Origin of the sequence: Streptomyces sp. NPDC088261 (assembly GCF_044740805.1) — a bacterium.
Classification (GTDB): domain Bacteria; phylum Actinomycetota; class Actinomycetes; order Streptomycetales; family Streptomycetaceae; genus Streptomyces.
This window is the reverse complement of record NZ_JBIURL010000014.1, coordinates 172,973-199,336: the sequence shown is the minus strand read 5'-3', so window position 1 is coordinate 199,336 and position 26,364 is coordinate 172,973. Positions and strand designations below refer to the sequence as shown.

The following is a 26,364-nucleotide window of genomic DNA, read 5'->3' as shown; positions in this document are numbered from 1 at the left end:
GTCATCCCTCCACCGGGACGGCGCGGGCGAAGCCGCCGTCCACCATCAGGTTCGCCACCGTCTCCAGCTCCGGCGGGTTGCCCGCCAGGCGGAGCAGGAAGGCGTCGAAGTCGTCCCCGCACGGCAGCAACAGCCGCTCCACCCGCTCCTGGACGGTCCAGCCGTCCTGGTCGCGGGCGTCGTCGTACGCGCAGAACCAGACCGTACCGATCCGGTCACCCCGGACCTTGACCGCGAGGATGCCGCCCTGGACGAAGCCCACCGCCAGGTAGTCCTTCGTCAGATGGTCCCGCAGGCACTTGTTGACGTACACCAGGTCGTTGAACGCCGCCTCGTCGCGCACCGTGAAGAACGGCTGGTCCACCAGCAGCCCCAGCTCCGCGTCGAGCGCCGCGCCGACCGGCGCGCACCCGCCCGCCGCCTTGAGGAACGAGCGGTACGCGCCCGGCAGCCGGTAGCCGAGATCCTCCTCGACCCCGAGCACCTGCTGCTCGGTGACCGACACCGCCCCCTTGGGCAGCCCGAAGTGACCGGGCCGCGTCTCCTGGAGCGGGCGCGTCCCGCGCTTCGCGTGGTCCACCCGCGCGGTCGCCAGACCCCCGTGGTGCCGCAACAGCGCCTTCACCTCGACCGGTACGAGCACCAGCCGGCGCGAGCCCGGCGTGTGGTGCCACGTCCAGCCGTGCGGTGTGGCCACCGCCGGGACCGTGTCCCACAGCTCGTGGCCCGCGGCGGCCAGCGCGGCGTTCGCCGACACGTAGTCCGTGAGCCGCAGTTCGTCCACGCCGAACCCCTCCGGGGGCTCCGCTATCTCCGCCGCGGCACGCGCGTACGGCACAAAATCCGGACGGCCGTCCTCGTCCACCCGCACACCCCCGGGGTGGCGGGACGCCCGGACCGGGTCCGGGAAATGCACGACCTGCCCGGCGTAGGCCGCGTTCGGTGGCGCGGCTTGCTGCCCGAGCCGACCTGTCGTCATGGCGGTTGCCCCCTGCTGCTTCCGGCTGGTTCAGCACAGCCCTGGTCCGGACAGCCTATGCCGTGGGGCAAGAGGGGACCGAGACGCTCCGGGGCCGCGATCGACCCCCCGGCCGCCGGTCCCGGGACACCCCGGCCGGACCCCCCTCGGACCCGTGACCAACGGTCACACCCAGGTGACCCAGCGCCGACAGAAAGCCCCTATTCATGCCCCAGCTTTCCCACGGCCCGTCACATTTGGCAGGCTGTCCCCTCGACACGGGGGCGTGACACCAGCGGCTTCCCGCCGCGGGCACGGGAGGGACAGCACTTTGCACACAGCACCGACCGACACGTCCGGCGACCCACGCCTCAGCTGGAGCAGTACGGAACCGCACCGGGCGCCCGCGCTCCGGCAGCGCCGCGACGGCATCCTGCCCGCCGTCGCGGCGGCCCTCACCGTGCGCGGCGAGACCCTCACCTGCACCGCGGGCAAGGCCGACAGGCCGCCGACGCTGCACCCGCTCGTACAGGACTTCCTCGACACGCTCACCAGCGGACAGCGGGAACGGTTCACCGGCCGCTGCCCCGAGGCGATCCTGCTCTCCCGCCACCTCACCGCCACCGAGGAGGGCCGCTCCAAGCGGGCCAGGCGCAAGCCCCTCACCCACGGCGAGGCACGCCGCTCCCTCAAGCAGGCCAAGCTGACCGCCCGTCGCATCCGGGAGGACGGCGACCCGCTGCACGGCAGTTACGCACCACCGTGCCGGTCCTGTACGGCCATGCTCGCCCACTTCGGCGTGCAGCCGGTCGACCCCACCGAGAAGAACTGAGCCGCGCCATGCCCGACCTCTCCACCACCCGCTTCCCCGTGCCGATCGACGCCGCGCTCCGCGACGCGGGCTGGCAGCCGGGGCGGTGGGACATAAGGCAGGCCGAGGAGTGGGCGGACACGCTCCGCGCCCACATCACGCCCGCCGGGCACACGCACGCGGTGTTCCCGGCCGCCGTGGAGGCCTGGGCGGAGTTCGGCGGCCTGCGGGTCGCCGCGCCGGGGCCGGGGCGGCAGATAGCGCCCGTCGCGTTCCGTATCGACCCCATGGCGGGCATCCACCTGGCCCGTACCCTCTCGGACCTGGGGCGCTCCCTGGAGACCGGGATGAGCCCGCTGGGCGAGGACGACGGGCAGGGGGTGCTGGCGATCGACGACACCGGGGCGGTGTACAGCATCGACCACACGGGCGACTGGTTCCTGGGCCCGGACATCGACCAGGCGCTGGCCACGCTGATCGCGGGAAAGCTCCCCACGCGCCTGACGGAGAACTGACCGGAGCGGGCCGGAGCGGACCGGACCGCCTTGTCCACCTTCTCCATCTTGTCCACCTTGTTCACGGGTGCGAGTCCGGACGCCCGGCAACTCCCTACGCGGCGGCCCGGTACGGCAGGACCGCCGACACCCGGAAGCCCCCCGCGTCCGTCTCCCCCGAGACGAAGACCCCGCCCAGCGCCGTCACCCGCTCCCGCATCCCCAGCAGGCCGTTGCCGCCGCTCGGCAGGCCCGCGTCGTGCGCGCCGCTGTCCGACGGGCCGTTCTCCACCTGCATCGCGACCTCCGCCTCGCGATGCGCCAGCCGTACCACCACCTTCGCGCCCGCCGCGTGCTTCAGGACGTTGGTCAGCGCCTCCTGCACCACCCGGTACGCGGTCTGTTCCACCTCCGGGGCGTACGGTCGCGACTCGCCGTGCACCGTCAGCTCCACCACCATCCCCGTCTCGCGGGACTGGCCCACCAGCGCCTCGATGTCCTCCATGCCGGGCCCGTCCTCGGCCGCCGCGGCGGCGGCAGCGGCGGCCGCCAGCCCCACCGCGGCCAGCGGCACGGTCAGCGCGGGACCCGTGTCCGAGGCCTTGCGCGCCGCGACCTGCTCACCCGCCCGCAGCACCCCGAGCATCTCGCGCAGCTCGGTCAGCGCCTGGCGCCCCATGTCGCCCACCAGCGCCGCGTTCTTCACCGCCTTCGGCGGGTCCTTGAGCGCCACCGCCTGCAACGCCGCCGCGTGCACCACCATCAGGCTCACACGGTGCGCCACCACGTCGTGCATCTCGCGGGCGATCCGGGTCCGCTCCTCCGTACGCGCCCACTCCGCGCGCTGCTCCGCCCGGTCCGCCAGCAGCGACAGCTCCTGCTCCAGGCTGTCGGCCCGCTCCCGCAGGCTCTCCATCAGCCGCCGCCGGGCCCCGACGTAGAGGCCGAAGAGGACGGGCGGGGCGGTCAGGCCGACGGACATCATGATCGCGATGAGCGGTACGTACCACCGGGCCGCGTCGAAGTCCCCCTCGGAGACGCTCTGCCGGGTCCGTATGAACGTCACGATCAGCGTCCCCGCCAGCTGCATCCCGGCCAGGGAGGCGATGACGCGGCGCGGTATCTCGGAGGCGGCGAGGGTGTAGAGCCCGACGACCGCCATCAGGAAGCCCATCTCCGCCGGGGTCACGGCGATCGAGACGAGCACCACGCTGGCGGGCCAGCGCCGCCGCAGGACCAGCGCGGAACCGGCCAGCAGGCCGAACACCACCCCCACCGGTACGGGCAGCGCGGCGGTGTCCGCGAACCGGACCCCCTCCAGCCCGCACTCCAGGGCCGACACACCGGCCAGCCCCACATCCAGAACAACACTCCGCCGACGCTCCCACCACCAGTAGCCGCGGGCGGTCGGGCCCGCGGCGTCCTGATGTGCCCCCGTTGTGGTCATGTCTCCCAGCCTACGGGCGGGCGCGACTCATTTTCTTGTGTCCTGGATTGCGCTGGACGGGACGAGGGACACAACAGAGGGAGCGCGATCACTCGAACTGGTGAATCGACCACGCATTCGAGATGGAATTCACGATTCCGTACGACGATCTCCCGCATGACATCTCTGAACGGCAAATATGCCGACTTCGAAGGACTTCGGGAGCGGGCGGTGGCGTTGCGGCGGGAGGGGTGGAGCCTGCGGCAGATCCGCGACCGCCTCAAGATCCACAACAACGACCTCCTCGGCCGCCTGGTCAGGGGCGAGCCCGCGCCGGAGTGGACGAAACGCCCGAGAGCCAAGGACGACCTGCGGGAGAAGGCGCGGGAGCTGCGCTTACAGGGGCTCACGTACGACCAGATCCAGGTGGAGCTGGGGTGCTCGAAGAGCTCGATCTCCCTGTGGGTACGGGACCTGCCGAAGCCGCCGAAGCGCACACGCGAGGAGGCGTCGGCGATCGGGCGGCGGGGGTGGGAGGCGACGCTGGCGCGGCGCGAGGCGGAGCGCCAGCAGACCAAGGGGCGGGCCACGGCCGAGATAGGCAGCCTGTCCGAGCGCGAACTCTTCCTGATCGGAGTCGCGCTCTACTGGGCGGAGGGAGCCAAGGTCAAGTCCCACCGACCGCAGGAGCGGGTCTCGTTCATCAACAGCGATCCGAACATGATCAGAGTGTTCCTGGCGTGGCTCGACCTGCTCGGCGTCAGCAAGGACCGCTTGCGCTACCAGGTGCAGATCCACGAGTCGGCCGACGTGGGGGCCGCCGAGCAGTTCTGGGCGGACGTCGCGGGCGTCGACGTCCAGGCGTTCGGCAAGACCACGCTGAAGAGGCACAACCCCAAAACCAACCGGAAGAATGTCGGGGCCGGCTACCGGGGGTGCTTTTGCGTCCGGGTCGTGCAATGTGCGGACCTATACCGTCGCATCGACGGCTGGTGGTACGGCATAGTGTTAGGTGCAACGCCGACGACTTAGCGAAATGTCTGGTTTGGTTGCACATAGTCCCCCATGGTGTAATCAGGCAGCACTGCGAGTTTTGGTCTCGTATGTTCAGGTTCAAATCCTGATGGGGGAGCTTCACGGAACGGGTCCTGACCTTCACGGTCAGGACCCGCACTCGTTTCCGCCACGAAACCCCCCGGTATCCTGCGGTGGTCCACCACCCGAAGCCGAAGGGCATTCCCGTGAGCGCCAACCGCCCGGCAGCCGTCGTCGTTCTCGCAGCGGGTGAAGGCACCCGCATGAAGTCGAGCACTCCCAAGGTCCTGCATGAGATCTGCGGGCGTTCGCTCGTCGGACATGTGGTGGCCGCGGCCCGTGACCTCGGGCCCGAGCATCTCGTCGTGGTCGTCGGACACGCCCGTGAGCAGGTGGAGACCCATCTGGCCGAGGGGTACGACGGGGTGCGCACCGCCTTCCAGGCCGAGCAGAACGGTACGGGGCACGCCGTCCGTACCGCCCTCCAGGAGCTGGGCAGTGTCCCGGACGGGACCGTGATCGTCGTCTGCGGCGACACCCCCCTCCTCTCCGGCGACACGCTGAACGCGCTCGCCGCCACCCACGCGGCCGACGGCAACGCCGTCACCGTCCTGACCGCCGAGGTCCCCGACTCCACCGGGTACGGGCGGATCGTGCGGGACGGCGCCAGCGGCGCGGTCACCGCGATCGTGGAGCACAAGGACGCCACCGACGCGCAGCGCGCGATCCGGGAGATCAACTCCGGGGTGTTCGCGTTCGACGGGCAGCTCCTCGCGGACGCGCTCGGCAAGGTCCGTACGGACAACAGCCAGGGCGAGGAGTACCTGACGGACGTCCTCGGCATCCTGCGCGAGGCCGGCCACCGCGTCGGCGCGGCGGTCGCCGCCGACCACCGGGAGATCCTGGGCATCAACAACCGGGTCCAGCTGGCGGAGGCGCGCCGGCTGCTGAACGCGCGCCTGCTGGAGCGGGCGATGACCGCCGGGGTGACGGTGGTGGACCCGGCGTCGGTGTTCGTGGACGTGGACGTGACGTACGAGCAGGACGCGGTGGTCCACCCGGGCACCCAGCTGCTGGGGACGACCCACCTGGGCGAGGGGGCGGAGGTCGGGCCCAACTCCCGGCTCAAGGACACGCACGTGGGCGCGGGCGCACGCGTGGACAACACCGTGGCGGACGGCGCGGAGATCGGCGCGTCGGCGACGGTCGGCCCGTACGCGTATCTGCGGCCGGGGACCCGGCTGGGCGTGAAGGCCAAGGCGGGTACGTACGTGGAGATGAAGAACGCGACGATCGGCGAGGGCACGAAGGTGCCGCACCTGTCGTACGTGGGGGACGCGACGATCGGCGAGTACACGAACATCGGCGCGGCCAGCGTCTTCGTCAACTACGACGGCGAGGCGAAGCACCACACCACCGTCGGCTCACATTGCAAGACGGGCTCGGACAACATGTTTGTGGCGCCGGTCACCATCGGCGACGGCGCGTACACGGCGGCCGGGTCGGTCATCACGAAGGACGTACCGGCGGGTTCGCTGGCCGTGGCCCGTGGCCAGCAACGGAATATCGACGGCTGGGTGGCGCGGAAGCGGCCGGGCAGCGCGGCAGCGCGGGCGGCCGAGGCGGCGGGTCCCGCGGCCGCTCCGGCGGGCGGAGGGGCGGGCGGCGAAAGCTGACCGGAAACAGCCGCGCTCATCTCGGCGTACCGTGATATCGACGCATCCGTTTATCGCACATCGCATAACTGCACGATTCGGCTGGCTCGCAGCGACACGCGGGTGCAGCGGCAGTCAACACGTCTGAGGAGACAGTGCTGTGACCGGGATCAAGACGACCGGCGAGAAGAAGCTGATGCTCTTCTCCGGCCGCGCCCACCCCGAGCTGGCCGAAGAGGTCGCCGACCAACTGGGCGTCGGGATCGTTCCGACCAAGGCGTTCGATTTCGCCAACGGTGAGATCTACGTCCGCTACCAGGAGTCGGCCCGTGGCGCGGACTGCTTCCTGATCCAGAGCCACACCGCTCCGATCAACAAGTGGATCATGGAGCAGCTGATCATGATCGATGCTCTCAAGCGGGCCTCGGCCCGGAGCATCACCGTGATCGTGCCCTTCTACGGATACGCCAGGCAGGACAAGAAGCACCGCGGGCGGGAGCCGATCTCGGCGCGTCTGGTGGCGGACCTGATGAAGACGGCCGGCGCCGACCGGATCCTGACGGTCGATCTGCACACGGACCAGATCCAGGGGTTCTTCGACGGCCCGGTGGACCACCTGTTCGCGCTGCCGGTCCTCGCGGACTACGTGGCCGCGAAGGTGGACCGTACGAAGCTGACGGTCGTCTCCCCGGACGCGGGCCGGGTACGGGTCGCGGACCGCTGGTGCGACCGTCTCGGCGCGCCGCTGGCGATCGTGCACAAGCGGCGTGACAAGGACGTGGCGAACCAGGTGACGGTCCACGAGGTCGTGGGCAATGTCGCGGGCCGGGTGTGTGTGCTGGTGGACGACATGATCGACACGGGTGGCACGATCTGCGCCGCGGCGGACGCGCTGTTCGCGCACGGCGCGGAGGACGTCATCGTGACGGCGACGCACGGGGTGCTGTCGGGTCCGGCCGCGGACCGGCTGAAGAACTCGAAGGTCAGCGAGTTCATCTTCACGAACAGCCTGCCGGACCCGGGTGACCTGGAGGTCGACAAGATCACGGTCCTGTCGATCGCGCCGACGATCGCCCGCGCGGTGCGTGAGGTGTTCGAGGACGGGTCGGTGACCAGCCTCTTCGAGGAGCAGGCGTAACCGTCCTCGCCTGAGGCGCTGGGCGAAGATCGATTTCTGAGGCGGCCTCCCCGCCGGGTAGACTCACCGAGTTGCTCGGCGAGGGAGGCCGCACCTGTGTGCGGTTGGTCCGTTATCGACGCGCTCTTCGTAGCAGGCCTGTCGTGGCCGGGTGACGGCATCTTTCCGTCATCTCTTGTCAGAATCTACGAGGAGTGCAGTCATGTCCGAACTGAAGATCGCCGCCGAGATCCGCAACGAGTTCGGCAAGGGCGCCGCCCGCCGTGCCCGCCGCGACCACAAGGTCCCCGCGGTCATCTACGGCCACGGCGCCGACACGGTGCACGTGACGCTGCCGGCCCACCAGCTCCAGATGGCGCTCCGTACCGCGAACGCCCTGCTCGACCTGGACATCGACGGCCGCAGCGAGCTGGTCATCCCCAAGGCGATCCAGCGCAACGCCATCAAGGGCGACATCGAGCACGTCGACCTCCTCGCGGTGAAGCGCGGCGAGAAGGTCATCGTCGAGGTGGCCGTGCACGTCGAGGGCGAGCTGGCCCCGGGCGGGAACCTGCTGGAGTACGTCCTCAACACGATCACCGTCGAGGCCGAGGCCACGAACATCCCGACCTCGGTGACGGTCTCCATCGAGGGCCTGGACTCCGGCGCGACCGTGCTCGCGCAGGACATCCCGCTGCCGACGGGTACGACGCTGTCGATCGACGGCGAGGCGGCCGTCCTCCAGGTCGTGTCCGCGCAGGCCGAGGAGCCGGCCGCGGAGACCGCCGAGGGCGAGACCGCGGGCGCCGAGGCCTGATCCGGGCGTATCCGCGCCTGATGCTCGACGGGGTGGCGGGCCTGCGGGCCCGCCACCCCGTTCGGCTGTGACGACAGACGGCTGTACGACCACGAGGAGACGCGGCGCCGATGACAACAGATGCCAACGCCCCCTGGCTGATCGTGGGCCTGGGCAACCCCGGGCCGGGGTACGCGGCCAACCGGCACAACGTCGGCTTCATGGTGGCGGACCTGCTGGCGAAGCGCATCGGCGGCTCGTACAAGCGCGCCCAGAAGGCGCAGGCGCTGGTCATCGAGGGCCGGCTCGGGGCGCCGGGTCCCGCCGGCCGCCGCGTGGTGCTGGCCAAGCCGACCTCGTACATGAACCTCTCCGGCGGGCCGGTCGCCGGGCTGCGTGACTTCTACAAGGTGGAGACGGCGCACATCGTCGCGATCCACGACGAGCTGGACCTGGACTTCGGCGCGCTGCGGCTGAAGCTGGGCGGCGGGGACAACGGGCACAACGGCCTCAAGTCGATGACGAAGTCGATGGGTCCCGAGTACCACCGGGCGCGGTTCGGCATCGGCCGCCCGCCGGGGCGGATGCAGGTCGCGGACTTCGTGCTCAAGGACTTCTCGTCGGTGGAGCGCAAGGAGCTGGACTACCTGGTCGACCGTACGGCCGACGCGGTGGAGGCGCTGGTGACGCAGGGCCTGGAGCGGGCGCAGAGCGCGTACAACTCCTGAGGCCACCGGCCCGACTTGACCATGTGCCATCCCATGGCCAAGGATCGCGGCCCATGAAGGCCAGCTCCTCCGAACGCCTGTTCCTCCTCGGCCGCCGCACGGCGATGGGCGGGGTGGCCGCCCTGCTCCTCGCCGCCGGCTTCTGGGCGTCGTGGGGGACGGCGCAGCACGTGGTGCTCGCCAAGGGCCGGGAGCACGGCACCCTCACGGTCACCAGCTGCTCCGCGTCGTCCTGCACGGGCTGGTACGACCCCGACGGGTCGGCCGGGCCCCGGACGGGGATGAGCGCCGAGCGGTCGGTCGCCGTCAAGGAGGGGGAGCGGATCCCCGTGGTGGTGAAGCCCGACACGGATGAGGTCGTACGGACTGGCCTGGGCGGTCAGTTGCACGCCTGGCTGCCGTTCGGCGGCGCGCTGCTGCTGGCCTCTCCGCTGATCGGGGCGGGGCTGCGGATGACCCGTACGGCGTGGGTGTCGGGTCTGGCGGGGCTGGCGCTGCTCCTGGCGACGTTCCTGGCGCTGTGAAGGCGTAAATGAAGACTCCCCCTTCACTCGAAAGGGGTACCCCCGCGTCACGTTGACGCGGGCGTACCCCTCCGAACACGCGTAGGCCGTCAGCCGGTGTTGCGCAGTCCGGCCGCGACGCCGTTCACCGTCAGCAGCAGGGCCCGCGAGAGCAGCGGGTCCGGTGTCTCGTGGCGCTCCGCCGCCGCGCGCTGGCGGGCCAGCAGCGAGACCTGGAGGTACGAGATCGGGTCGAGGTAGGCGTCGCGGATCGCGAACGTCTGCTGGAGCACCGGGTCGGAGTCGAGCAGCTTCTCACCGCCGGTGATGCGCAGGACCTCGCGCACGGTGAGCGCGTGCTCGGCCTCGATGTCCGCGAAGACGTGCTTGAGGTTCTCGGGGACGAGGGTGTCGACGTAGTGGCGGGCGATCCGCAGATCGGTCTTGGCCAGGGTCATCTCGACGTTCGAGAGGAAGTTCTGGAAGAAGTGCCACTGGCCGTACATCTCGTCGAGGACCGTGTCGAGACCGGCCTCGCGCAGCGCCTTGAGGCCGGATCCGACGCCGAACCAGCCGGGCACGATCTGCCGGGACTGGGTCCAGCCGAAGACCCACGGGATGGCCCGCAGGCCGTCGAGGCCCGCGCCCGAGTCGGGGCGGCGGGAGGGCCGGGAGCCCAGGTGCAGGTCGGCGAGCTGGTCGACGGGGGTGGAGGCGAAGAAGTACGCGGGCAGGTCCGGGTCCTCGACCAGGCCGCGGTACGCGGCGTGCGCGGCGTCCGAGACGGTGTCCATGGCCGCGTCCCAGCGGGCCAGGGCCTCGTCGGACTGGCGCGGCGCGGTGTGCAGCGCGGACGCCTGGAGGGTGGCGGCGACGGTCAGTTCCAGGTTCTCCCTGGCCAGGGACGGGATGAGGTACTTGTCGGAGATGACCTCGCCCTGCTCGGTCACCTTGATCTCGCCCTCCAGCGTGCCCCAGGGCTGCGCGAGGATCGCGGTGTGCGAGGGGCCGCCGCCGCGGCCGACGGTGCCGCCGCGGCCGTGGAAGAGCCGGAGCCGTACGCCGTACCGGTGCGCGACGTCGCGCAGCCGCCGCTGGGCGCGGTGGATCTCCCACTGGGAGGTGGTGATGCCGCCGAACTTGGACGAGTCCGAGTAGCCGAGCATGACCTCCTGGACGTCGCCGCGCAGCGAGACGAGCCGGCGGTACGAGGGGTCGGCGAGCATCTCGTCGAGGATGACGTCGGCCGCGCGCAGCTCGTCGGTGGTCTCCAGGAGCGGCACGATGCCGATCTTCGCCCAGCCGCCGTGCAGGTCGAGGAGGCCCGCCTCGCGGGCGAGGACGGCCGCCGCGAAGACGTCGTCGGCGCCCTGGCACATCGAGATGATGTACGACTCGATGACCTCGGGGCCGAAGCGCTCGAAGGCCTGGCGGACGGTGTGGAACACACCGAGGGTCTTCTCGCCGGCCGCGTCGAGCGGGGCCGGGGTGGGCGCGAGGGGGCGGCGGGAGCGCAGCTCCTTGGCGAGGAGCTTCTGCCGGTAGTCGCGCGGCATGTCGCTGTAGCGCCAGGACTCCTCGCCGAGCCGGTCGAAGAGCTGTCCGAGGGCGTGGTGGTGGGCGTCGGCGTGTTCCCGTACGTCCATGGTGGCGAGCTGGAGGCCGAAGGCGGCGAGCGTACGGATGGTGCGGTCCATGCGGCCGTCGGCGAAGAGGCCGCCGCGGTGCTCGCGCAGGGAGGTCTGGATGAGCGTGAGGTCGGCGAGCAGCTCGGAGGTGCCGAGGTAGTCGCGGCCTTCTTCGTGCGGGGTGTTCCTGGCCAGGCGCTCGCGGGTGTTGACGAGCTTCTGGCGGATGCAGGTGGCCTTGAGGCGGTACGGCTCCTCGGCGTTGAGGCGCTTGTAGCGGGGGCTGATCTCGGGGAGCCGGGCGAGGTCGTTCTGGAGCGAGTCGAGCAGTTCGTCCGTGGCGCCGGTGTAGCGGATGGAGTTGGAGAGCAGGCCGCGCAGGTAGTCGATGAGCTGGAGGGCGTCGGTGATGCCGTGTTCGTGCTGGAGGATCAGCACCTCGCGGGTGACCTCGGGGGTCACGTTCGGGTTCCCGTCGCGGTCGCCGCCGATCCAGGTGCCGAAGGTGAGCGGGCGGGTGCCGGCGGGCAGCTCGACGCCGACGCGCTCCAGTTCGGCGACGAGGTCCTCCAGGACGTCGCCGACGGCTCCGACGTGCAGTTCGTCCAGGTAGTAGATGGCGTTGCGGGCCTCGTCGGCGGGCTCGGGCCGTACCACGCGCAGTTCGTCGGTCTGCCAGATCAGGTCGATGGACTCGGCGAGCCGCAGGTCGTGGCGGCGCCGGTCGGAGGCGATGACGGGGACTTCGAGCAGTTCGGCGATCCGGCGCAGCTTGTTCAGTACGGAGCGGCGGGCGGCCTCGGTGGGGTGGGCGGTGAACACCGGGCGGACGTTGAGGTTCTTGACGGTCTCGCGCAGGTGCTCGGGGTCGGCGTCCTTGAGCCGGTCCGCGGTGCGGGCGAGGAGTCCGCCCTCGGCGGCGCGCCGCTCGCGCATCTCCCGGCCGCGGTGGACCTGTTCGGTGACGTTCGCCAGATGGAAGTAGGTGGAGAACGCGCGTACGAGCTTGGCGGCGGTCTCCAGGTCGGTGTCGCCGAGCAGCTCGGCGGCGGCCTCGCCGTCCTCGCGGGTCAGGGCGCGGACACGCTCGACGAGTTCGAGGAGTTCGGGGCCTTCCTGGCGGACGAGGGTCTCGCCCAGGAGGTCACCGAGACGGCGGATGTCGGAGCGCAGCTCCGCGCTGGCGGATGGGGTCTGGTCGGCACTGCTCACAGGTGCGGCTCCTTGCAGTGTTCAAGCACGTCTGGAGGGTCTGGGGGCATTCGGACCGGCCGGGTGTTCGAGCGGCGGGTCCGGCGGACCGCGCTGTCCGACCACACCAAGGATAGGTGTCGTTCGTTCGACGTTATCCACAGGCCTCTTGTCGCGGCGTTGGGCGCTGCCATACTTACGATGCCGTAGGTTACGCACCCGTAGCCGGGCATCTGCCGCATTCCTCACCCCAGGGGCTCCCCAATGACCACAACCCCCGATGTGATCGAAGAATCCACTCCCCCTCCCTCCGTCCCCGCGCCGTCCGACGGCGGCGCGCCACTCCCCTCCGCCACCCTCGGCGCGGACAGCAAGGGGACCGTCGAGCAGGTCGCTCTCCTGCTCTTCATCGCCGTCCCGTTCGTCGCCCTCGTCGCGGCCGTGCCGCTCGCCTTCGCGTGGGGCGGCGTCAGCTGGCTCGACCTGGGCCTGATGGTGTTCATGTACTACCTCGGGTGCCACGGCATCACGATCGGCTTCCACCGCTACTTCACGCACGGCTCGTTCAAGGCGAAGCGGCCGCTGCGGATCGCTCTCGCGGTGGCCGGGTCGATGGCCGTGGAGGGCCCGCTGGTGCGCTGGGTGGCCGACCACCGCAAGCACCACAAGTTCTCCGACGCGGAGGGTGACCCGCACTCGCCGTGGCGCTTCGGCGAGACGCTGCCGGCCCTGATGAAGGGCCTGTGGTGGGCGCACATCGGCTGGCTCTTCGACGAGGAGCAGACGCCGCAGCAGAAGTACGCGCCCGACCTGATCAAGGACCCGGCCCTGCGCGCGGTGTCCCGGCAGTTCGCCCTGTGGACGGTCGTGTCGCTGGCGATCCCCCCGGTGGTGGGCGGTCTGGTAACGATGTCCTGGTGGGGCGCGTTCACGGCGTTCTTCTGGGGTTCACTGGTCCGGGTGGCTCTCCTGCACCACGTCACCTGGTCGATCAACTCGATCTGCCACGCGGTCGGCAAGCGTCCGTTCAAGTCCCGCGACCGCTCGGGCAACGTGTGGTGGCTGGCCGTGCTCTCGTGCGGCGAGTCGTGGCACAACCTGCACCACGCGGACCCGACCAGCGCGCGGCACGGCGTGCTGCGGGGCCAGGTCGATTCCAGCGCCCGCATCATCCGCTGGTTCGAGCAGCTCGGCTGGGCGTCCGACGTCCGCTGGCCGAGCGCGGACCGCGTGGACTCCCGGCGCCAGGGCGCATCCTCCGACGCGGCATGATGGGCAACGTGGCGATCGACGGCAGTACGGACAGCACGGGCAGCACGGAGAAGAGCCGGCCCCCCGCGGGAGGCCGGCGTGCACGCCGAGTCCGTATGACCGGTGCGGAGCGCCGCGAACAACTGCTCGACATCGGCAGGACGGTGTTCGCCGAGAAGGGTTTCGAAGCGACGTCGGTGGAGGAGATCGCGGCGAAGGCCGGGGTCTCCAAGCCCGTCGTGTACGAGCACTTCGGCGGCAAGGAAGGGCTGTACGCGGTCGTCGTGGACCGTGAGATGCGCCAGCTGATGGACATGGTGACCAGCGCGCTGACCGCTGGTCACCCCCGTGAGCTGCTGGAACAGGCCGCGTTCGCGCTGCTCGACTACATCGAGCGGTACACGGACGGCTTCCGGATCCTGGTCCGCGACTCGCCGGTGGCCCAGTCCACGGGGACGTTCGCGTCCCTGATCAGCGACATCGCGGTCCAGGTCGAGGACATCCTCGGCACGGAGTTCAAGAACCGCGGCTTCGACCCCAAGCTGGCGCCGCTGTACGCGCAGGCGCTGGTGGGCATGGTCGCGCTGACGGGCCAGTGGTGGGTGGACGCCCGTCGCCCGAAGAAGTCCGAGGTGGCGGCGCACCTGGTCAACCTGGCGTGGCACGGCCTGGAGGGCCTGGAGCCGAAGCCGCGGCTGATCGGGCACCGGAGGTCGTGACCGGTGTGGTGCCCTCCGGGCGGTCAGCCCGGAGGGCGCGCGGTCACTCATTGTGATGACGAGATCCGATTCCAGCCGCTACCGTGAAGCTGTAGCGCCAGTATCCCGTTCATGGGAGGAATCATGACCGCCGAGCCAGCCAAGGTCGCGCACCAGTGGCCTATGCCCCCGCAGGACGGATACACCGTGGACGATCTGTTCACGCTGCCGGAACTCCCGCCTCACACAGAGTTGATCGACGGGAGTCTTGTTTTCGTGAGTCCGCAACGCCGCTTCCACGCCAAGATGATCAATCTGCTGCTGAACGGGCTGGAGCGCACCGTACCCGCGGAGATGACGATCGAGCGGGAGATCACCGTGGTGCTTGATCGCCGCAACGGACCCGAGCCGGACATTTCCGTGGCCCGTAGCAGTGGCATCGTCGACATGGACCAAACGCATTTCCTGGCGGCGGACATCCTCCTGGCCATCGAGGTCATCTCACCGGAGTCCGAGGCACGTGACCGCAGCGCCAAGCCCGCGAAGTACGCCGCCGCGGGCATTCCGAACTTCTGGTTGGTCGAGAGGGCCGGGGTCGACAAGCACCCCGTCGTCCACGTCTACGAACTGGACCGTCTGACCAAGGCCTATGCCCTGACAGGGATTCACCACGACCGTCTCAAGACCAGCGTCCCGTTCACCATCGACATCGACATCAGTCGTGGTGCGCTGGGTCGCTGAGCGGCTTGCGGGCCACCGCGAAGATGCGGCGGAACGGGAAGACCGTGCCGTGGGGGCCCGGCGGGTACGCCTCGCGCAGGGCGTCGCGGTATTGGGTGGTGAAGGTGTCGATCGCCTGTTGGTCGTCGCCCAGTGCCGTGAGGACCGGGCGCAGGGCCGTGCCCTTCACCCAGTCCAGGACTGCGTCCTCACCGGTAAGGAGCTGGAGGTACGTGGTGTCCCAGACGTCCGCCTCGCAGCCCAGGTTCTCCAGGAGGGTCAAGTAGTCGGCGGGCTCCAGGACGCGGGCGTCGCGGCGGGCGCGGCCTGCCAGGCGGTCGCGCCAGGCGGGGCTGTCGCACAGGGCCGCGAGCAGGACGTGGCTGGGGGCGTCGAAGTTCTTCGGGACCTGGAAGGCGAAGGTGCCGCCGGGCGCGAGGCCGTCGAGCCAGGCGGGGAAGAAGCCGGGATGGCCCGGGACCCACTGGAGCGCGGCGTTCGAGACGATCAGGTCGTACGGGCGGGCCGGGTTCGGTGTCCACGTGGTGGCGTCCCCGGCGACGAAGTCCATCCGGCCGCCGCCCGGGGTGGGGCCCGCGTACCCTTCCTTGGCCTGTTCCAGCATCTCGGCGGAATTGTCGAAGCCCGTGATCAGGGCCGTCGGCCAGCGGTCGGCGAGCAGGGCCGTGACGTTGCCGGGGCCGCAGCCGATGTCCGCGACGGTGAGGGGGGCGGCGCCGGCCGGCGGCTCGGGGATCCGGGCGAGCAGGTCCAGGAAGGGGCGGGTGCGGTGGCCCGCGTGGCGCAGGTACTGGCGGGGGTCCCAGGTCGGGGTGGAGGGTGTGGCGGGGAGCATGGGCGAGTCCCTTGGGGTCGGGAGCGGGGGGTGGGAACGGGTCGGGGCAGGGCAGGGCGGCGCAAACGACGCCAGGCTTCCGCGCACCCTCGGTGCCCAGCCTGCACCGAATGTATCTTGACGTCAAGAGACTTCATGTCGAGGGACCCTCTACACTGATCGCCATGGAGGATGAGGTCGACCGACTGGTGGCGGCATGGCGGCGGGAGCGTCCTGACCTGGACGTGGAACCGCTGGAGGTGCTCAGCCGCGTCTCCCGGCTGGCCCGTCACCTCGACCGCGCACGCCGGCTCGCCTTCGCCGAGCACCAGCTGGAGCCGTGGGAGTTCGACGTCCTGACATCGCTGCGGCGCGCGGGAGATCCGTACCAGCTCTCACCGGGGCAGCTGCTGACCCAGACGCTCGTCACGTCGGGCACGATGACCAACCGGATCGACAGGCTGGCCAAGAAGGGCCTGGTCGAGCGGCTGCCGGACCCGACCGACCGGCGGGGCGTCCTGGTCCGGCTCACCGTCGAGGGCCAGGACCGCGCGGACCAGGCGCTCGCCGGGCTGCTGGCCCAGGAGCGCGCGATCCTCGCGGAGCTCTCCCGCACGCAGCGCGGGGAGCTGGCCGGGCTGCTACGCCAGCTGACCGCCCCTTTCGACAACATCCCCGGCTAGCTCCGCCGGACCGACCCCGGCCCGGCGGGCCAGGGCGACGGCGGCCAGCGTGGAGTGCACCCCCAGCTTGCCCAGCACGTTCTGCATGTGCGTGCGCACGGTGTGCGGGGAGAGGAAGAGACGCTCGGCGACCGCCTTGCGCCCCAGCCCCGCGACCATGCACCGCAGCACCTCGCGCTCGCGCGGAGTGAGCGACTCGACGAGCCGTTCGCTCTCCGTGCGGTGCTTGCGCGCGGCCGTCAACTCCCGCAGAACGCCGGTGAGCAGCGCCGGCGGCAGATGCGTCTCGTCCCGCAGGACGCCCCGTATCACCGCCAGCAGCCGTTGCAGTGAGCAGTCCTTCGCGACCCAGCCGGACGCGCCCGCCTGGAGCGCCAGCGCCGCGCGGCGCTGGTCGTCCTTCTCGGCGAGCACGACCGCCCGGACGGACGGCTGGGCGGAACGGACCCCGGCGACGAGCGAGAGCCCGTCGACCAGTACCGCCCCGCCGTTGTCGGGCACGGCCCGCGCGACCGGCACCTGAACCGGTCCCGCGATCGTGCCCAGGTCGGCGTCGACGAGCATCACATCGAACCGGCGTCCCTCGGCCGCCGCGCGGTCGAGACAGCGCAGCGCCGCGGGGGCGCTGCCGGCCGCCGCGACGTCCACGTCCGGCTCGGCCGCGAGCGCGGCGGCGAGTGACTCGGCGAAGATGCGGTGATCGTCCACCACCAGAACCCTGATACGTACCAATGGACACCCCCAGAAGGCGGGGAGCGGACGTCGCGGGTACGGCGCCCGGCGTACGGGGTCGCGTCGACGGCACGGCCGCCGCCGTGCTGCTGACTGTGCTCCCCACCCCGGGCGTCGTACCCGACTTGCTCCACCCCTGCATCAGCACCGGCCCCCACCGGTGCTGTGCATCAGCGTACGGCTGTGGGCCGTGAGCGGAAGGAAATTCACAGAACTGGTTGACCGGGTTGTTTAAGGTGGGCTTCATGTTTCGTATTGAGACAGAAGTCGACAAAGAACGACGTACTGAGCTCGGCGAACGACTCCGGGAGACCAATGTGGAGCGCTCCCCCGTGATGCGCACGCTGCGGGACAGTCCGCTGGGCCGGGAGGAACCTCTCCAGGTGTGGTTGCTGGAGGAGGCGACGGGCGCGCTGGCCGGCGGGCTGGTCGGCCGCACCTGGGCCCGCTGGCTGCATGTGGACCTCCTCTGGGTGGACCCGAGCCACCGGGGCGCCGCCCTCGGCAGCCGTCTCCTGGCGGAGGCGGAACGGGTGGCGAGGGACGAACGCGACTGCGCGCGGGCGCGGTTGGAGACGTGGGACTTCCAGGCGCCCGGCTTCTACCGGAAACAGGGGTACGAGGTGGCGGGTGAGGTGACCGACTATCCGCCGGGGGTGACCGAGTACATCCTCGTCAAGTCGCTGAGGGGGAGCGGTACTTCGGAGGACGGTCAGGAGGACCGGGAAGGTCCGGGAGGCCGCGGGGGTCCGGGAGGCCGGGGAGGCCGGGGAGGCCGGGGGCGCCTTCTGCGCCGCTTCGGGCGGTGACGGCCCCGGCCCCGCCCGGTCGGCCCGGGCCGGTCAGCCCAGCCGCCGCGCGCCCTCCGACGGGACCGCCGTGAAGACCCGCGGCGCGGTGTAGCCCGCCGCCGCGAACGCCTTCTCCACCGCCGCCGTGACCCCGTCCGTGTCCGCCTCCTCCACCAGCACGATCGCCGAGCCGCCGAAGCCGCCGCCGGTCATCCGGGCCCCCAGCGCCCCCGCTCCCACCGCGCTGGTCACGACCAGGTCCAGCTCCGGGCACGAGACCCGCAGGTCGTCGCGGAGGGAGGCGTGGCCCTCCACCAGGACCGGGCCGACCGCGCGGACGTCCCCCGCGTCCAGGAGCGCGATGGCCCGCTCGACGCGGTGGTCCTCGCTCACGACATGGCGTACGTAGCGGCGGACGTTCTCGCCCTCGTCCGCCAACCGGTCCAGGGCGGCGGGGAGTTGGCCGTACGGTACGTCCCGCAGCGCCGGTACGCCGAGGGCGCGCGCGCCCGCCTCGCAGCCCGCGCGCCGTTCCGCGTACGCGCCGTCGCCCAGCGCGTGCTTCACGCGCGTGTCGACGACCAGCAGCCGCAGTCCCTGCGCCGCGAGGTCGAACGGTACTTGACGCTGCGTCAGATCGCGGGTGTCCAGGTAGAGGGCGTGGCCCTCGGTGCAGCACGCCGACGCCGTCTGGTCCATGATCCCGCACGGGACACCGACGAAGTCGTTCTCGGCTCGCTGGGCGAGCACCGCCAACTCGCCCCCGGTCAGGCCCAGTTCGAAGAGTTCGTTGAGCGCGAGCGCGGTGACGACCTCCAGGGCCGCCGAGGAGGAGAGCCCCGCGCCGGTCGGCACGGTCGACGTGAGATGGATGTCCGCGCCGGTGACGGGGTGCCCGGCGGCGCGCAGCGCCCACACGACCCCGGCCGGGTACGCGGCCCAGCCGGTGTCCGCGCGCGGTTCGAGGGCGTCGACGGCGAGTTGCACGACGCCCTGGGAGACGTCGGCGGAGTGGAGCCGCAGCACACCGTCCGTACGGCGGGAGACCGCGGCGACCGTGGTGTGCGGCAGCGCGAGCGGCATGACGAAGCCGTCGTTGAAGTCGGTGTACTCGCCGATCAGGTTGACGCGCCCGGGCGCCGCCCAGACCCCGTCGGGCCGGGCCCCGTACAGGGCGAGGAACTGCTCGGCCACGCCCCGGTGGCCCGTATCGCCACCGCCTTGGCCCGCACTCCCGCCGCCCGCACTCCCGCCGTCCGTACCCCCGTTGCCCGTACCCACGCCGCCCACGCCGCCCACGCCGCTCTCCGTCACGCTCACTCCCGCGTCTCCTCACGCCGTGCGAACGCCCACGCGTCCGCCACGATGCCGCCCAGGTCCGAGCGGCTCGGGGTCCAGCCGAGCCGCGTGCGCGCGGTCTCGGCGGACGCGACGAGCACCGCCGGGTCCCCGTCGCGGCGCCCGGCCACCACTTCCGGGACCGGGTGGCCCGTGACCTTCCGTACCGTCTCGATGACCTCACGCACCGAGAACCCGCTCCCGTTGCCGAGGTTGCACACCAGGTGCTCGCCCGGCACCGCCGCGTCCAGCGCGCTCAGGTGCGCGTCGGCGAGGTCCGCGACATGGATGTAGTCGCGCACGCACGTGCCGTCCGGCGTCGGGTAGTCCTCGCCGTACACGGAGATGAACTCCCGTTGCCCCGCCGCCACTTGGAGCACCAGCGGGATGAGGTGCGACTCGGGGTCGTGCCGCTCCCCCGCGCTCCCGTACGCCCCCGCCACGTTGAAGTACCGCAGCGACACCGCCGCCAGGCCGTGCGCCGCGCACTCCCCGGCGATCATGTGGTCGACGGCCAGCTTCGACGCGCCGTACGGATTCGTCGGCGCGGTCGGGTCGGTCTCCGTGATGGGCGTCGAGACCGGTTCGCCGTACGTCGCCGCCGTGGACGAGAACACCAGCGTGCGCACCCCGGCGGCGCGCATCGCGCCGAGCAGGGCCAGGGAGCCGCCGACGTTGTTCTCCCAGTACTTCTCCGGCTTCGCCACCGACTCGGCGACCTGCGAGGACGCCGCGAAGTGCAGGACGCCGTCGTACGAGGAGTCCAGCCATGCGGAGGCGTCCTGGACCCGGCCCTCGATGAACGCCGCGCCCGCCGGGACCGCTTCACGGAATCCGGTGGAGAGGTCGTCGAGGACGGTCACCTCGTGGCCGGCCTCCAGCAGATGGGTCGCCACCACCGCGCCGACATATCCGGCACCACCTGTGACCAGGTACTTCTTGCTCACTTGCTCGCTACCTCTCGCAATCGCCCGGCCGCGTTCTCCGGCGGCACGTCGTTGATGAACACGCTCATGCCGGACTCGGAGCCCGCGAGGAACTTCAGCTTGCCGGACGTACGCCGTACGGTGAAAAGCTCCAGGTGCAGGGCGAAGTCGTCCCGCCCCTCGGCCCGGAAGGGCGCCTGGTGCCAGGCCGCGATGTACGGGGTCGGCGGTTCGGCCTCCCCGAAGATCCGGTCGAAGCGCTTCAAGAGTTCCAGATAGACCCCGGGGAACTCCGCGCGGGCCGCGTCGTCCAGGGACCGCAGGTCGGGGACGCGCCGCTTCGGGTAGAGGTGGACCTCGTACGGCCAGTGCGCGGCGTACGGCACGAACGCCACCCAGTGCTCGCCCTCCAGCACCACCCGCGTGCCCTCGGCGCGTTCGCGCGCGACGACGTCGTCGAAGAGGTTGCGGCCGGTCTCCGCCCGGTGCGTACGGGCCGAGCGCAGCATCAGCTCGGTGCGCGGGGTGACGAAGGGGTACGCGTAGATCTGCCCGTGCGGGTGGCCGAGGGTCACCCCGATCTCCTCGCCCCGGTTCTCGAACGCGAAGACCTGTTCCACCTGCGGCAGCCGGGCCAGGTCGGCGGTGCGGTCGGTCCAGGCCGCCAGGACCAGCGCCGCCCGCTCCTCGCCGAGGCCGGCGAACGACGCGTCGTGGTCGGAGGTGAAGCAGACCACTTCGCAGCGGCCCGAGTCCCCGGCAAGGGAGGGGAAGCGGTTCTCGAAGACGACGACTTCGTACGACGAGTCGGGGATCTCACTGAGCCTGCCGTCCCGGGAGGGGCAGAGCGGGCACTCGTCGGCGGGCGGGTGGTACGTACGGCTCTGGCGGTGCGAGGCGATGGCGACCGAGTCGCCGAGCAGGGGGTCGCGGCGGATCTCGGAGGAGGTCGCGACCGGGCCGAGGGGGCGGCGGTCGACGGCGTCGCGGACGACGCCGTCCGCGGAGTCGCCGGAGTCCGCGCCGGCCCCGGAGTCGTAATAGATCAGCTCCCGGCCGTCGGCGAGCCGCGTCACCGTCTTCTTCATCCCGTTGCCTCCAGGCCCGGCGGCCCACCCGTGGGGAGCGTCGCTACTCAGGGAGCGTCGCTACTCAAACAGAATCGCACACAAGAAACCACAAGCAAACAGATGCGTCAACGCTTGCGTGTGGGGCACACGCAACGACGGCACCGATCAGTTTCCGACGCCCCACCGACAACTTCGTACCGCCAAAGCCGTACATATCAACCAAGATCGATCACGATCGAACTTGCGACGAAGCGAGTACCCATGCCTTATCTGGCCGAAGGGCTCCGTCTCCCGACGAACGGGCTCGACTACACCATCCTGGCGATCTACTTCATAGTGGTCCTCGGCATCGGGTTCGCCGCCCGGGCCAGCGTGAAGACCAGCCTCGACTTCTTCCTCTCCGGCCGTTCGCTGCCGGCCTGGGTGACGGGACTCGCCTTCGTCTCCGCCAACCTCGGCGCCACCGAGATCCTCGGGATGGCGGCCAACGGCGCGCAGTACGGCGTCTACACCGTGCACTGGTACTGGATCGGTGCCATCCCCGCCATGGTCTTCCTCGGCCTGGTGATGATGCCCTTCTACTACGGCTCGAAGGTCCGCTCCGTACCGGAGTTCCTGCTCCACCGCTTCGGACCCTCCTCCCACCTGCTCTCCTCGATCATCTTCGCGGTGTCCGCCGTCCTGATCGCCGGCGTCAACCTCTACGCGATGGCCATCGTGCTGGAGGCGCTGCTGGGCTGGCCGCAGTGGGTCGCGATCGTCGTCGCGGGCCTCTTCGTCCTCGCGTACATCACCATCGGCGGTCTCTCCTCGGCGATCTACAACGAGGTGCTCCAGTTCTTCGTCATCCTCGCCGCGCTGATCCCGCTGACCGTCGTCGGCCTCAAGCGCGTCGGCGGCTGGGACGGCCTCACGGACTCGCTGACGGATTCAAAGGGCGGCGCGTTCCTCACCGCCTGGCAGGGTACGGGCGTCGGCTCGCCCAACCCGCTCGGCGCGAACTGGCTGACCATCGTCCTCGGCCTCGGCTTCGTCATGAGCTTCGGCTACTGGACCACCAACTTCGCCGAGGTGCAGCGCGCGCTGTCCGCGAAGAACCTCTCCGCAGCCAAGCGCACCCCGCTCATCGCCGCGTTCCCGAAGATCTTCATCCCGCTGGTCGTGATCGTGCCCGGTCTGATCGCCCTGGTGATGGAGCCGACGCTCGGCAAGGCGGGCAGCGGTCTCCAGTACAACGACGCGATCCCGGTCCTCATGCGCGACCTGCTCCCCAACGGCGTGCTGGGCATCGCCGTGACCGGTCTGCTGGCCGCCTTCATGGCGGGCATGGCGGCGAACGTGTCCTCGTTCAACACCGTGTTCACGAACGACATCTGGGGCGCGTACCTCAAGAAGGACCGTGAGGACGCCTACTACTTGAAGACCGGGCGGATCGTCACGGCGGTCGGTGTGCTGATCGGCATGGGCACGGCGTTCATCGCCTCCAGCTTCAGCAACATCATGAACTACCTCCAGACGCTGTTCTCCTTCTTCAACGTCCCGCTGTTCGTGGTGTTCATCATCGGGATGTTCTGGAAGCGGACCACCCCGGCCGCCGGTTTCTGGGGCCTGCTCTCCGGCACGGTCGCCGCGATGGTCAACTACTTCTGGCTGTACAAGGGCGGGGTCATCTCGATCCCCAGCGACCAGGGCGCGAACTTCGTGTCGTCCATCGTCGCGTTTGTCGTCGGCGCCGTGGTGATGGTCGTCGTCTCGTACGTCACCAAGCCCAAGCCCGCGGAGAAGCTCGACGGCCTGGTGTACGGGACCCGCTCGCCCGGCATGGACGAGGTCGCCGCCGAGGGCGACGACGCGTGGTACCGCAGGCCGGCGCTGCTGGGCTGGGGCGCGCTCATTCTGGCGGCCGTCTGCTACGTCCCGTTCTCTCTCTGATCCCGACCGGTCGACAAGGAACACAACGACATGAGCGACTACCGGAACGATGTCGAGGAACTGGAGACCAAGTCCGCCACCGCGGCACGGCTCTTCGACGTACGACGCATCATCGGCGGACTCTTCGTGGTCTACGGGATCATCGTGACGATCGCCGGGATCACCGCGTCCGACGCCGACCTGAAGAAGGCGCAGGACATCAACATCAACCTGTGGACGGGCATCGGCATGCTGGCGCTCGGGCTCTTCTTCCTGATCTGGCTCAAACTGCGCCCGACGGCACCGGCGGAGGAGTCAGGGCCGCCGTCGGCGGAGTAAGGCATGCCTTGATCCGGAGCCGGACTTCATTCGCGTTCGTCGTGGGGGTCCGGCCCGGTGCCGGGCCCTCCGGTGACGGGCCCTCCCGTGCCGGGCCCTCCCGTAACGGGCCCGTTGACCACCGCCCGGTCCAGCAGTCCCGTACGGGCGGCCAGCGCCGCCGCCTCCAGCCGTGAGCCCACCCCGAGCTTCATCAGCACTCGCTGCACATGCGTCCTGGCCGTGCTGGGCGCGATGTTCATGCCCGCCGCGATCAGCCGGGTGTCCTCGCCCTCGGCGACCCGTACCAGCACCTCGACCTCGCGCGGCGTGAGCATCCGCAGCAGCCGCTGTCCCTCGTCGTCGGGCTGCGCCGCCGGGTTCAGCAGCTCCGTGAACGCGCCCTGGAGCAGCATCGGCGCCACCGCCGCCTCGCCCGCGCGCGCCTTGACCATGGCGCGCTCGACGCCTTCGATCCGCTCGTCGTGGCGTACGTAACCGGACGCCCCGGCGGCGAACGCGGCGGCGATGCCGCGGGGGCTGGGGACCGGCCCCAGCACCACCACGGCCACCTGCGGGCGCTCCCGCTTGATCCGTACGATCGGGTCGAAGACCCCGGGCTCCGCCGGAGTCGCCGTACCCATCAGGCACACTTCCGGCGCCCTGCTCACCACCAGCTCGGCGACCCCCGAGGTGGGGGCGGCCGCCGCGAGCACCCGGTGCCCGCGCAGTTTCAGGGCCGAGGCGAGCGCCTCGGCGAGCAGTCGGTGATCATCGACCACCATGAGCCGCACGCCCATCGAGCCAACCCCCATCACGCTGGAGCCTGGTCCCCCCGGGCTCCTGACCCGGCAAGCTACACGCTTGTTCGAGATCGCGCGCCCCCTACCGGCCAGAAGCCCCCCGGATTGCGGAATTTCCTGCCATTCAGGACGAGTGGGGGCAGGTCATGTCCGCGAAGTGGCGCTACCCGGTCGTGAACGACACCGCGAGGTACGACGTCAGGTTCAGCGTCGACGGCTTGCTCAGCATCGCGTCCGAGATGAAGAGCCGGCCGGCGGCGAAGCGCATCTCCGAGTACCCCTTGGTGAAGCTGGTCTCGGCCTCCCGTACCGCCTTGTCGGACGGATTCTCCATCAGGACCGTCTGCTTGAAGGTGGACCCGTCGATGGAGACGATCTGGCCGCCCTTGTCGTACGGGGGCCACTTGTACGCGATCAGGTTGCCGCCGTCCATGCGCAGCGGCGTGATCGTGTAGCGGTCGCCCGCGTCCGCGCGGTCGCTGGTCGTTCGGCCCGTGGCGAGGTCGAAGGAGACGATCTCGTTGGTCTGCCCGTAGTCGCCGGAGCCGTCGTGCTCCTCGGTGGGCAGGTACAGGCGGTCGTTGCCGACCACGACGTCCCGGCAGGACTCGACCTCGGTGGTCGCGCAGTCCGCCGCGTACGTGTCGGCGTCGGCCGCGATCTTCGCCCGCAGCGCGCCCGTCTTCTCGTCGATGGAGAAGAAGTCCGAGATGCCGCTGCCGTCGCCCGCGGTGTCACCGACGTCGGCGGCGACGACGAGCGGCTTGGTGGAGACGATGCTCGCGTACTCGACCCCGGGCGGCATCTTGTACGAGGAGAGCGGGGCGCCCGTCTCCGGGTTGAGGTTGTCGATGCTGACCTGGGGGTCCTCGTACGTACCGCACTTGCGGGCCACGACGAGCCCGGCGCCGCCGCCGTACCCCATGTCGGCGCAGTTCTCGGCGCTCGCCTGGGGCTTCCAGCGGAGGGCGCCGGTGGCGAGGTCGAGCGCGGCGCCGCCGTCCGTACCGCCGAGCGCCACCGTACCGGCGCCGATGGTGATCTCGTCGAACTTCAGCTTGGCGTCACCGGTGTTGGGGCCTGTGACGCTCTTGCGCCACACCAGCTTGCCCGCCGCGAGGTCGATCGCGCCGATCTCCGTGCACGGCTGGTAGTCCGTCTTGCCGGTGCGCCTGGCGGGCTCGAAGGCGATGGCGGTGAGGTTGTCCTTGACGTGGTCCGTGGCGGCGCAGAGCTGGCCGGGGAGGGGGATGCTCCACACCTGGGTGCCCTTGGCGGGGTCGTACCCGACGATCTCGTTGACGCCGGTCTTCACGAAGGTGGTGTCGGTGAGCCAGGAGCCGGAGACGTTGGTGATGTCGGTGACCTTGGGGGTCGCCAGCTTGAAGGCCATCGTGGACTTGACGTCGGCGGGGGCCTTCTCCTTGCCGCCGCCTCCGATGCCGTTGTCCTTGGCGTCCTGCTTGCCGTCCTTGCCGTCCTTGCCGCCGTCGGCGCCTGACGTGGTGTTCTTGGCGTCGTCGTTCGGGTTGTCGCCTCCGGAGTTGGCGACGTAGATCCCGCCGACGACGATCAGGGCGACGGCGACGGTCGCGGCGAGGATGATCCGGGCCTGGGTGGAGAGCTTCTTGCGGCCGTTGTTGGTCGGCGGGGGTGACGGCTGGTACGGGGACTGCGGCTGGGTCGGGTAGCCGTACGGGGGCTGCTGGCCGGGGTAGCCGTATCCGGGCTGCTGGCCCTGCGGCGGGTAGCCGTACTGGGGGTTCTGGGGCGGGTAGCCGTACTGCGGGGGCGGTGTCGGGGCGCCGAAGCCGCCGGGCGGCGGGTCCTGCGGGGCGCCGAACCCTCCCTGAGGGGGCTCGTTGGGCGGCGGGGGCGGCGGCTGTGTCATGGCGTACGTACCTCGGAGGAAGGCTCGGAAGACGGGGAGGAGAGGGGAGCGCGGG

Annotated in this window: 24 protein-coding genes and 1 pseudogene; 15 read left to right on the top strand and 10 right to left on the bottom strand. The window is 70.6% G+C overall.

Annotation, left to right across the window (positions count from 1 at the left end; genetic code table 11):
• Position 1 precedes the first annotated feature (1 nt).
• Positions 2 to 979, bottom strand: coding sequence for an SMI1/KNR4 family protein (locus tag ACIODU_RS25450; RefSeq protein ID WP_356429856.1), 978 nt, complete (start codon positions 977 to 979; stop codon positions 2 to 4).
• Between the two features lie 310 nt (positions 980 to 1,289).
• Between ACIODU_RS25450 and ACIODU_RS25445 the strand changes: the two genes are divergently transcribed.
• The gene (locus ACIODU_RS25445) at positions 1,290 to 1,790 is read left to right on the top strand and encodes a YwqJ-related putative deaminase (protein WP_401770028.1); all 501 of its coding nucleotides are present in this window, start codon (positions 1,290 to 1,292) and stop codon (positions 1,788 to 1,790) included.
• An 8-nt stretch (positions 1,791 to 1,798) separates the two neighbouring features.
• Positions 1,799 to 2,284 carry an SUKH-3 domain-containing protein gene (locus ACIODU_RS25440; RefSeq protein WP_356429851.1) on the top strand — a complete coding sequence of 162 codons (486 nt, stop codon included), beginning with the start codon at positions 1,799 to 1,801 and terminating at the stop codon, positions 2,282 to 2,284.
• 94 nt (positions 2,285 to 2,378) lie between these two features.
• Here ACIODU_RS25440 and ACIODU_RS25435 read toward each other — a convergent pair whose 3' ends face one another.
• Positions 2,379 to 3,710 carry a sensor histidine kinase gene (locus ACIODU_RS25435; protein WP_401770027.1) on the bottom strand — a complete coding sequence of 444 codons (1,332 nt, stop codon included), beginning with the start codon at positions 3,708 to 3,710 and terminating at the stop codon, positions 2,379 to 2,381.
• A 156-nt stretch (positions 3,711 to 3,866) separates the two neighbouring features.
• Here ACIODU_RS25435 and ACIODU_RS25430 point away from each other — a divergent pair, with 156 nt between their 5' ends.
• The 6 genes from ACIODU_RS25430 (at position 3,867) to ACIODU_RS25405 (ending at position 9,544) form a co-directional block, all read left to right on the top strand.
• The gene (locus ACIODU_RS25430) at positions 3,867 to 4,721 is read left to right on the top strand and encodes a hypothetical protein (RefSeq protein ID WP_401770026.1); all 855 of its coding nucleotides are present in this window, start codon (positions 3,867 to 3,869) and stop codon (positions 4,719 to 4,721) included.
• A gap of 209 nt (positions 4,722 to 4,930) precedes the next feature.
• Positions 4,931 to 6,400, top strand: coding sequence for a bifunctional UDP-N-acetylglucosamine diphosphorylase/glucosamine-1-phosphate N-acetyltransferase GlmU (glmU, locus tag ACIODU_RS25425; protein ID WP_401770025.1), 1,470 nt, complete (start codon positions 4,931 to 4,933; stop codon positions 6,398 to 6,400).
• A 139-nt stretch (positions 6,401 to 6,539) separates the two neighbouring features.
• Positions 6,540 to 7,517: a ribose-phosphate diphosphokinase gene (locus ACIODU_RS25420; RefSeq protein WP_356429840.1), complete on the top strand. Its 978-nt coding sequence runs from the start codon at positions 6,540 to 6,542 to the stop codon at positions 7,515 to 7,517.
• A 202-nt stretch (positions 7,518 to 7,719) separates the two neighbouring features.
• Positions 7,720 to 8,313, top strand: a complete 594-nt coding sequence (locus ACIODU_RS25415; RefSeq protein WP_161312477.1) for a 50S ribosomal protein L25/general stress protein Ctc — start codon at positions 7,720 to 7,722, stop codon at positions 8,311 to 8,313.
• A gap of 110 nt (positions 8,314 to 8,423) precedes the next feature.
• Positions 8,424 to 9,020 carry an aminoacyl-tRNA hydrolase gene (gene pth, locus ACIODU_RS25410; RefSeq protein ID WP_401770024.1) on the top strand — a complete coding sequence of 199 codons (597 nt, stop codon included), beginning with the start codon at positions 8,424 to 8,426 and terminating at the stop codon, positions 9,018 to 9,020.
• Between the two features lie 53 nt (positions 9,021 to 9,073).
• Positions 9,074 to 9,544 carry a hypothetical protein gene (locus ACIODU_RS25405; RefSeq protein WP_401770023.1) on the top strand — a complete coding sequence of 157 codons (471 nt, stop codon included), beginning with the start codon at positions 9,074 to 9,076 and terminating at the stop codon, positions 9,542 to 9,544.
• A gap of 89 nt (positions 9,545 to 9,633) precedes the next feature.
• Here ACIODU_RS25405 and ppc read toward each other — a convergent pair whose 3' ends face one another.
• The gene (ppc, locus tag ACIODU_RS25400) at positions 9,634 to 12,363 is read right to left on the bottom strand and encodes a phosphoenolpyruvate carboxylase (protein ID WP_356429832.1); all 2,730 of its coding nucleotides are present in this window, start codon (positions 12,361 to 12,363) and stop codon (positions 9,634 to 9,636) included.
• Between the two features lie 243 nt (positions 12,364 to 12,606).
• Here ppc and ACIODU_RS25395 point away from each other — a divergent pair, with 243 nt between their 5' ends.
• The 3 genes from ACIODU_RS25395 (at position 12,607) to ACIODU_RS25385 (ending at position 15,032) form a co-directional block, all read left to right on the top strand.
• Entirely contained in the window at positions 12,607 to 13,614 is a 1,008-nt protein-coding gene (locus ACIODU_RS25395; protein ID WP_356429829.1) for a fatty acid desaturase, read from the top strand.
• On the top strand, positions 13,614 to 14,312 hold the full coding sequence (locus ACIODU_RS25390) for a TetR/AcrR family transcriptional regulator (RefSeq protein WP_401770043.1): 699 nt from the start codon (positions 13,614 to 13,616) through the stop codon (positions 14,310 to 14,312). The genes ACIODU_RS25395 and ACIODU_RS25390 overlap by 1 nt, the downstream gene beginning before the upstream one ends.
• Before the next feature lie 123 nt (positions 14,313 to 14,435).
• Positions 14,436 to 15,032 carry a Uma2 family endonuclease gene (locus ACIODU_RS25385; RefSeq protein WP_401770022.1) on the top strand — a complete coding sequence of 199 codons (597 nt, stop codon included), beginning with the start codon at positions 14,436 to 14,438 and terminating at the stop codon, positions 15,030 to 15,032.
• Here ACIODU_RS25385 and ACIODU_RS25380 read toward each other — a convergent pair.
• The gene (locus tag ACIODU_RS25380) at positions 15,007 to 15,867 is read right to left on the bottom strand and encodes a trans-aconitate 2-methyltransferase (protein WP_401770021.1); all 861 of its coding nucleotides are present in this window, start codon (positions 15,865 to 15,867) and stop codon (positions 15,007 to 15,009) included. The two genes, ACIODU_RS25385 and ACIODU_RS25380, sit on opposite strands and share 26 nt — an antisense overlap.
• A gap of 164 nt (positions 15,868 to 16,031) precedes the next feature.
• On the opposite strand from ACIODU_RS25380, the gene ACIODU_RS25375 reads away from it, so the two are divergent.
• Entirely contained in the window at positions 16,032 to 16,529 is a 498-nt protein-coding gene (locus ACIODU_RS25375) for a MarR family winged helix-turn-helix transcriptional regulator (protein ID WP_161312469.1), read from the top strand.
• On the opposite strand, the gene ACIODU_RS25370 is transcribed toward ACIODU_RS25375, so the two are convergent.
• On the bottom strand, positions 16,488 to 17,261 hold the full coding sequence (locus tag ACIODU_RS25370) for a response regulator transcription factor (RefSeq protein ID WP_356429818.1): 774 nt from the start codon (positions 17,259 to 17,261) through the stop codon (positions 16,488 to 16,490). The genes ACIODU_RS25375 and ACIODU_RS25370 overlap by 42 nt on opposite strands.
• A gap of 245 nt (positions 17,262 to 17,506) precedes the next feature.
• Between ACIODU_RS25370 and ACIODU_RS25365 the strand changes: the two are divergent.
• A pseudogene (locus ACIODU_RS25365) lies at positions 17,507 to 17,947 on the top strand (GNAT family N-acetyltransferase); the annotation flags it as partial.
• Positions 17,948 to 18,103: 156 nt separating this feature from the next.
• Here ACIODU_RS25365 and galK read toward each other — a convergent pair.
• The 3 genes from galK to galT form a co-directional block, all read right to left on the bottom strand.
• A complete protein-coding gene (gene galK / locus ACIODU_RS25360) occupies positions 18,104 to 19,246 on the bottom strand; it encodes a galactokinase (RefSeq protein ID WP_401770042.1) in 1,143 nt (380 codons plus the stop codon).
• 122 nt (positions 19,247 to 19,368) lie between these two features.
• Complete coding sequence (gene galE, locus ACIODU_RS25355; RefSeq protein WP_356429813.1) at positions 19,369 to 20,337, bottom strand: UDP-glucose 4-epimerase GalE; 969 nt, start codon at positions 20,335 to 20,337, stop codon at positions 19,369 to 19,371.
• A complete protein-coding gene (gene galT / locus ACIODU_RS25350) occupies positions 20,334 to 21,404 on the bottom strand; it encodes a galactose-1-phosphate uridylyltransferase (protein WP_401770020.1) in 1,071 nt (356 codons plus the stop codon). Before galT ends, galE begins: the two co-directional genes overlap by 4 nt.
• Before the next feature lie 243 nt (positions 21,405 to 21,647).
• Here galT and ACIODU_RS25345 point away from each other — a divergent pair, with 243 nt between their 5' ends.
• Together ACIODU_RS25345 and ACIODU_RS25340 are read left to right on the top strand one after the other, a co-directional pair.
• The gene (locus ACIODU_RS25345; RefSeq protein ID WP_161312465.1) at positions 21,648 to 23,318 is read left to right on the top strand and encodes a sodium:solute symporter family protein; all 1,671 of its coding nucleotides are present in this window, start codon (positions 21,648 to 21,650) and stop codon (positions 23,316 to 23,318) included.
• A gap of 30 nt (positions 23,319 to 23,348) precedes the next feature.
• Positions 23,349 to 23,636, top strand: a complete 288-nt coding sequence (locus ACIODU_RS25340; RefSeq protein WP_401770019.1) for a hypothetical protein — start codon at positions 23,349 to 23,351, stop codon at positions 23,634 to 23,636.
• Positions 23,637 to 23,662: 26 nt separating this feature from the next.
• On the opposite strand, the gene ACIODU_RS25335 is transcribed toward ACIODU_RS25340, so the two are convergent.
• Positions 23,663 to 24,415 carry a LuxR C-terminal-related transcriptional regulator gene (locus ACIODU_RS25335; RefSeq protein WP_401770018.1) on the bottom strand — a complete coding sequence of 251 codons (753 nt, stop codon included), beginning with the start codon at positions 24,413 to 24,415 and terminating at the stop codon, positions 23,663 to 23,665.
• Between the two features lie 166 nt (positions 24,416 to 24,581).
• Positions 24,582 to 26,309 carry a PQQ-binding-like beta-propeller repeat protein gene (locus ACIODU_RS25330; RefSeq protein ID WP_401770017.1) on the bottom strand — a complete coding sequence of 576 codons (1,728 nt, stop codon included), beginning with the start codon at positions 26,307 to 26,309 and terminating at the stop codon, positions 24,582 to 24,584.
• Between the last annotated feature and the right edge of the window lie 55 nt (positions 26,310 to 26,364).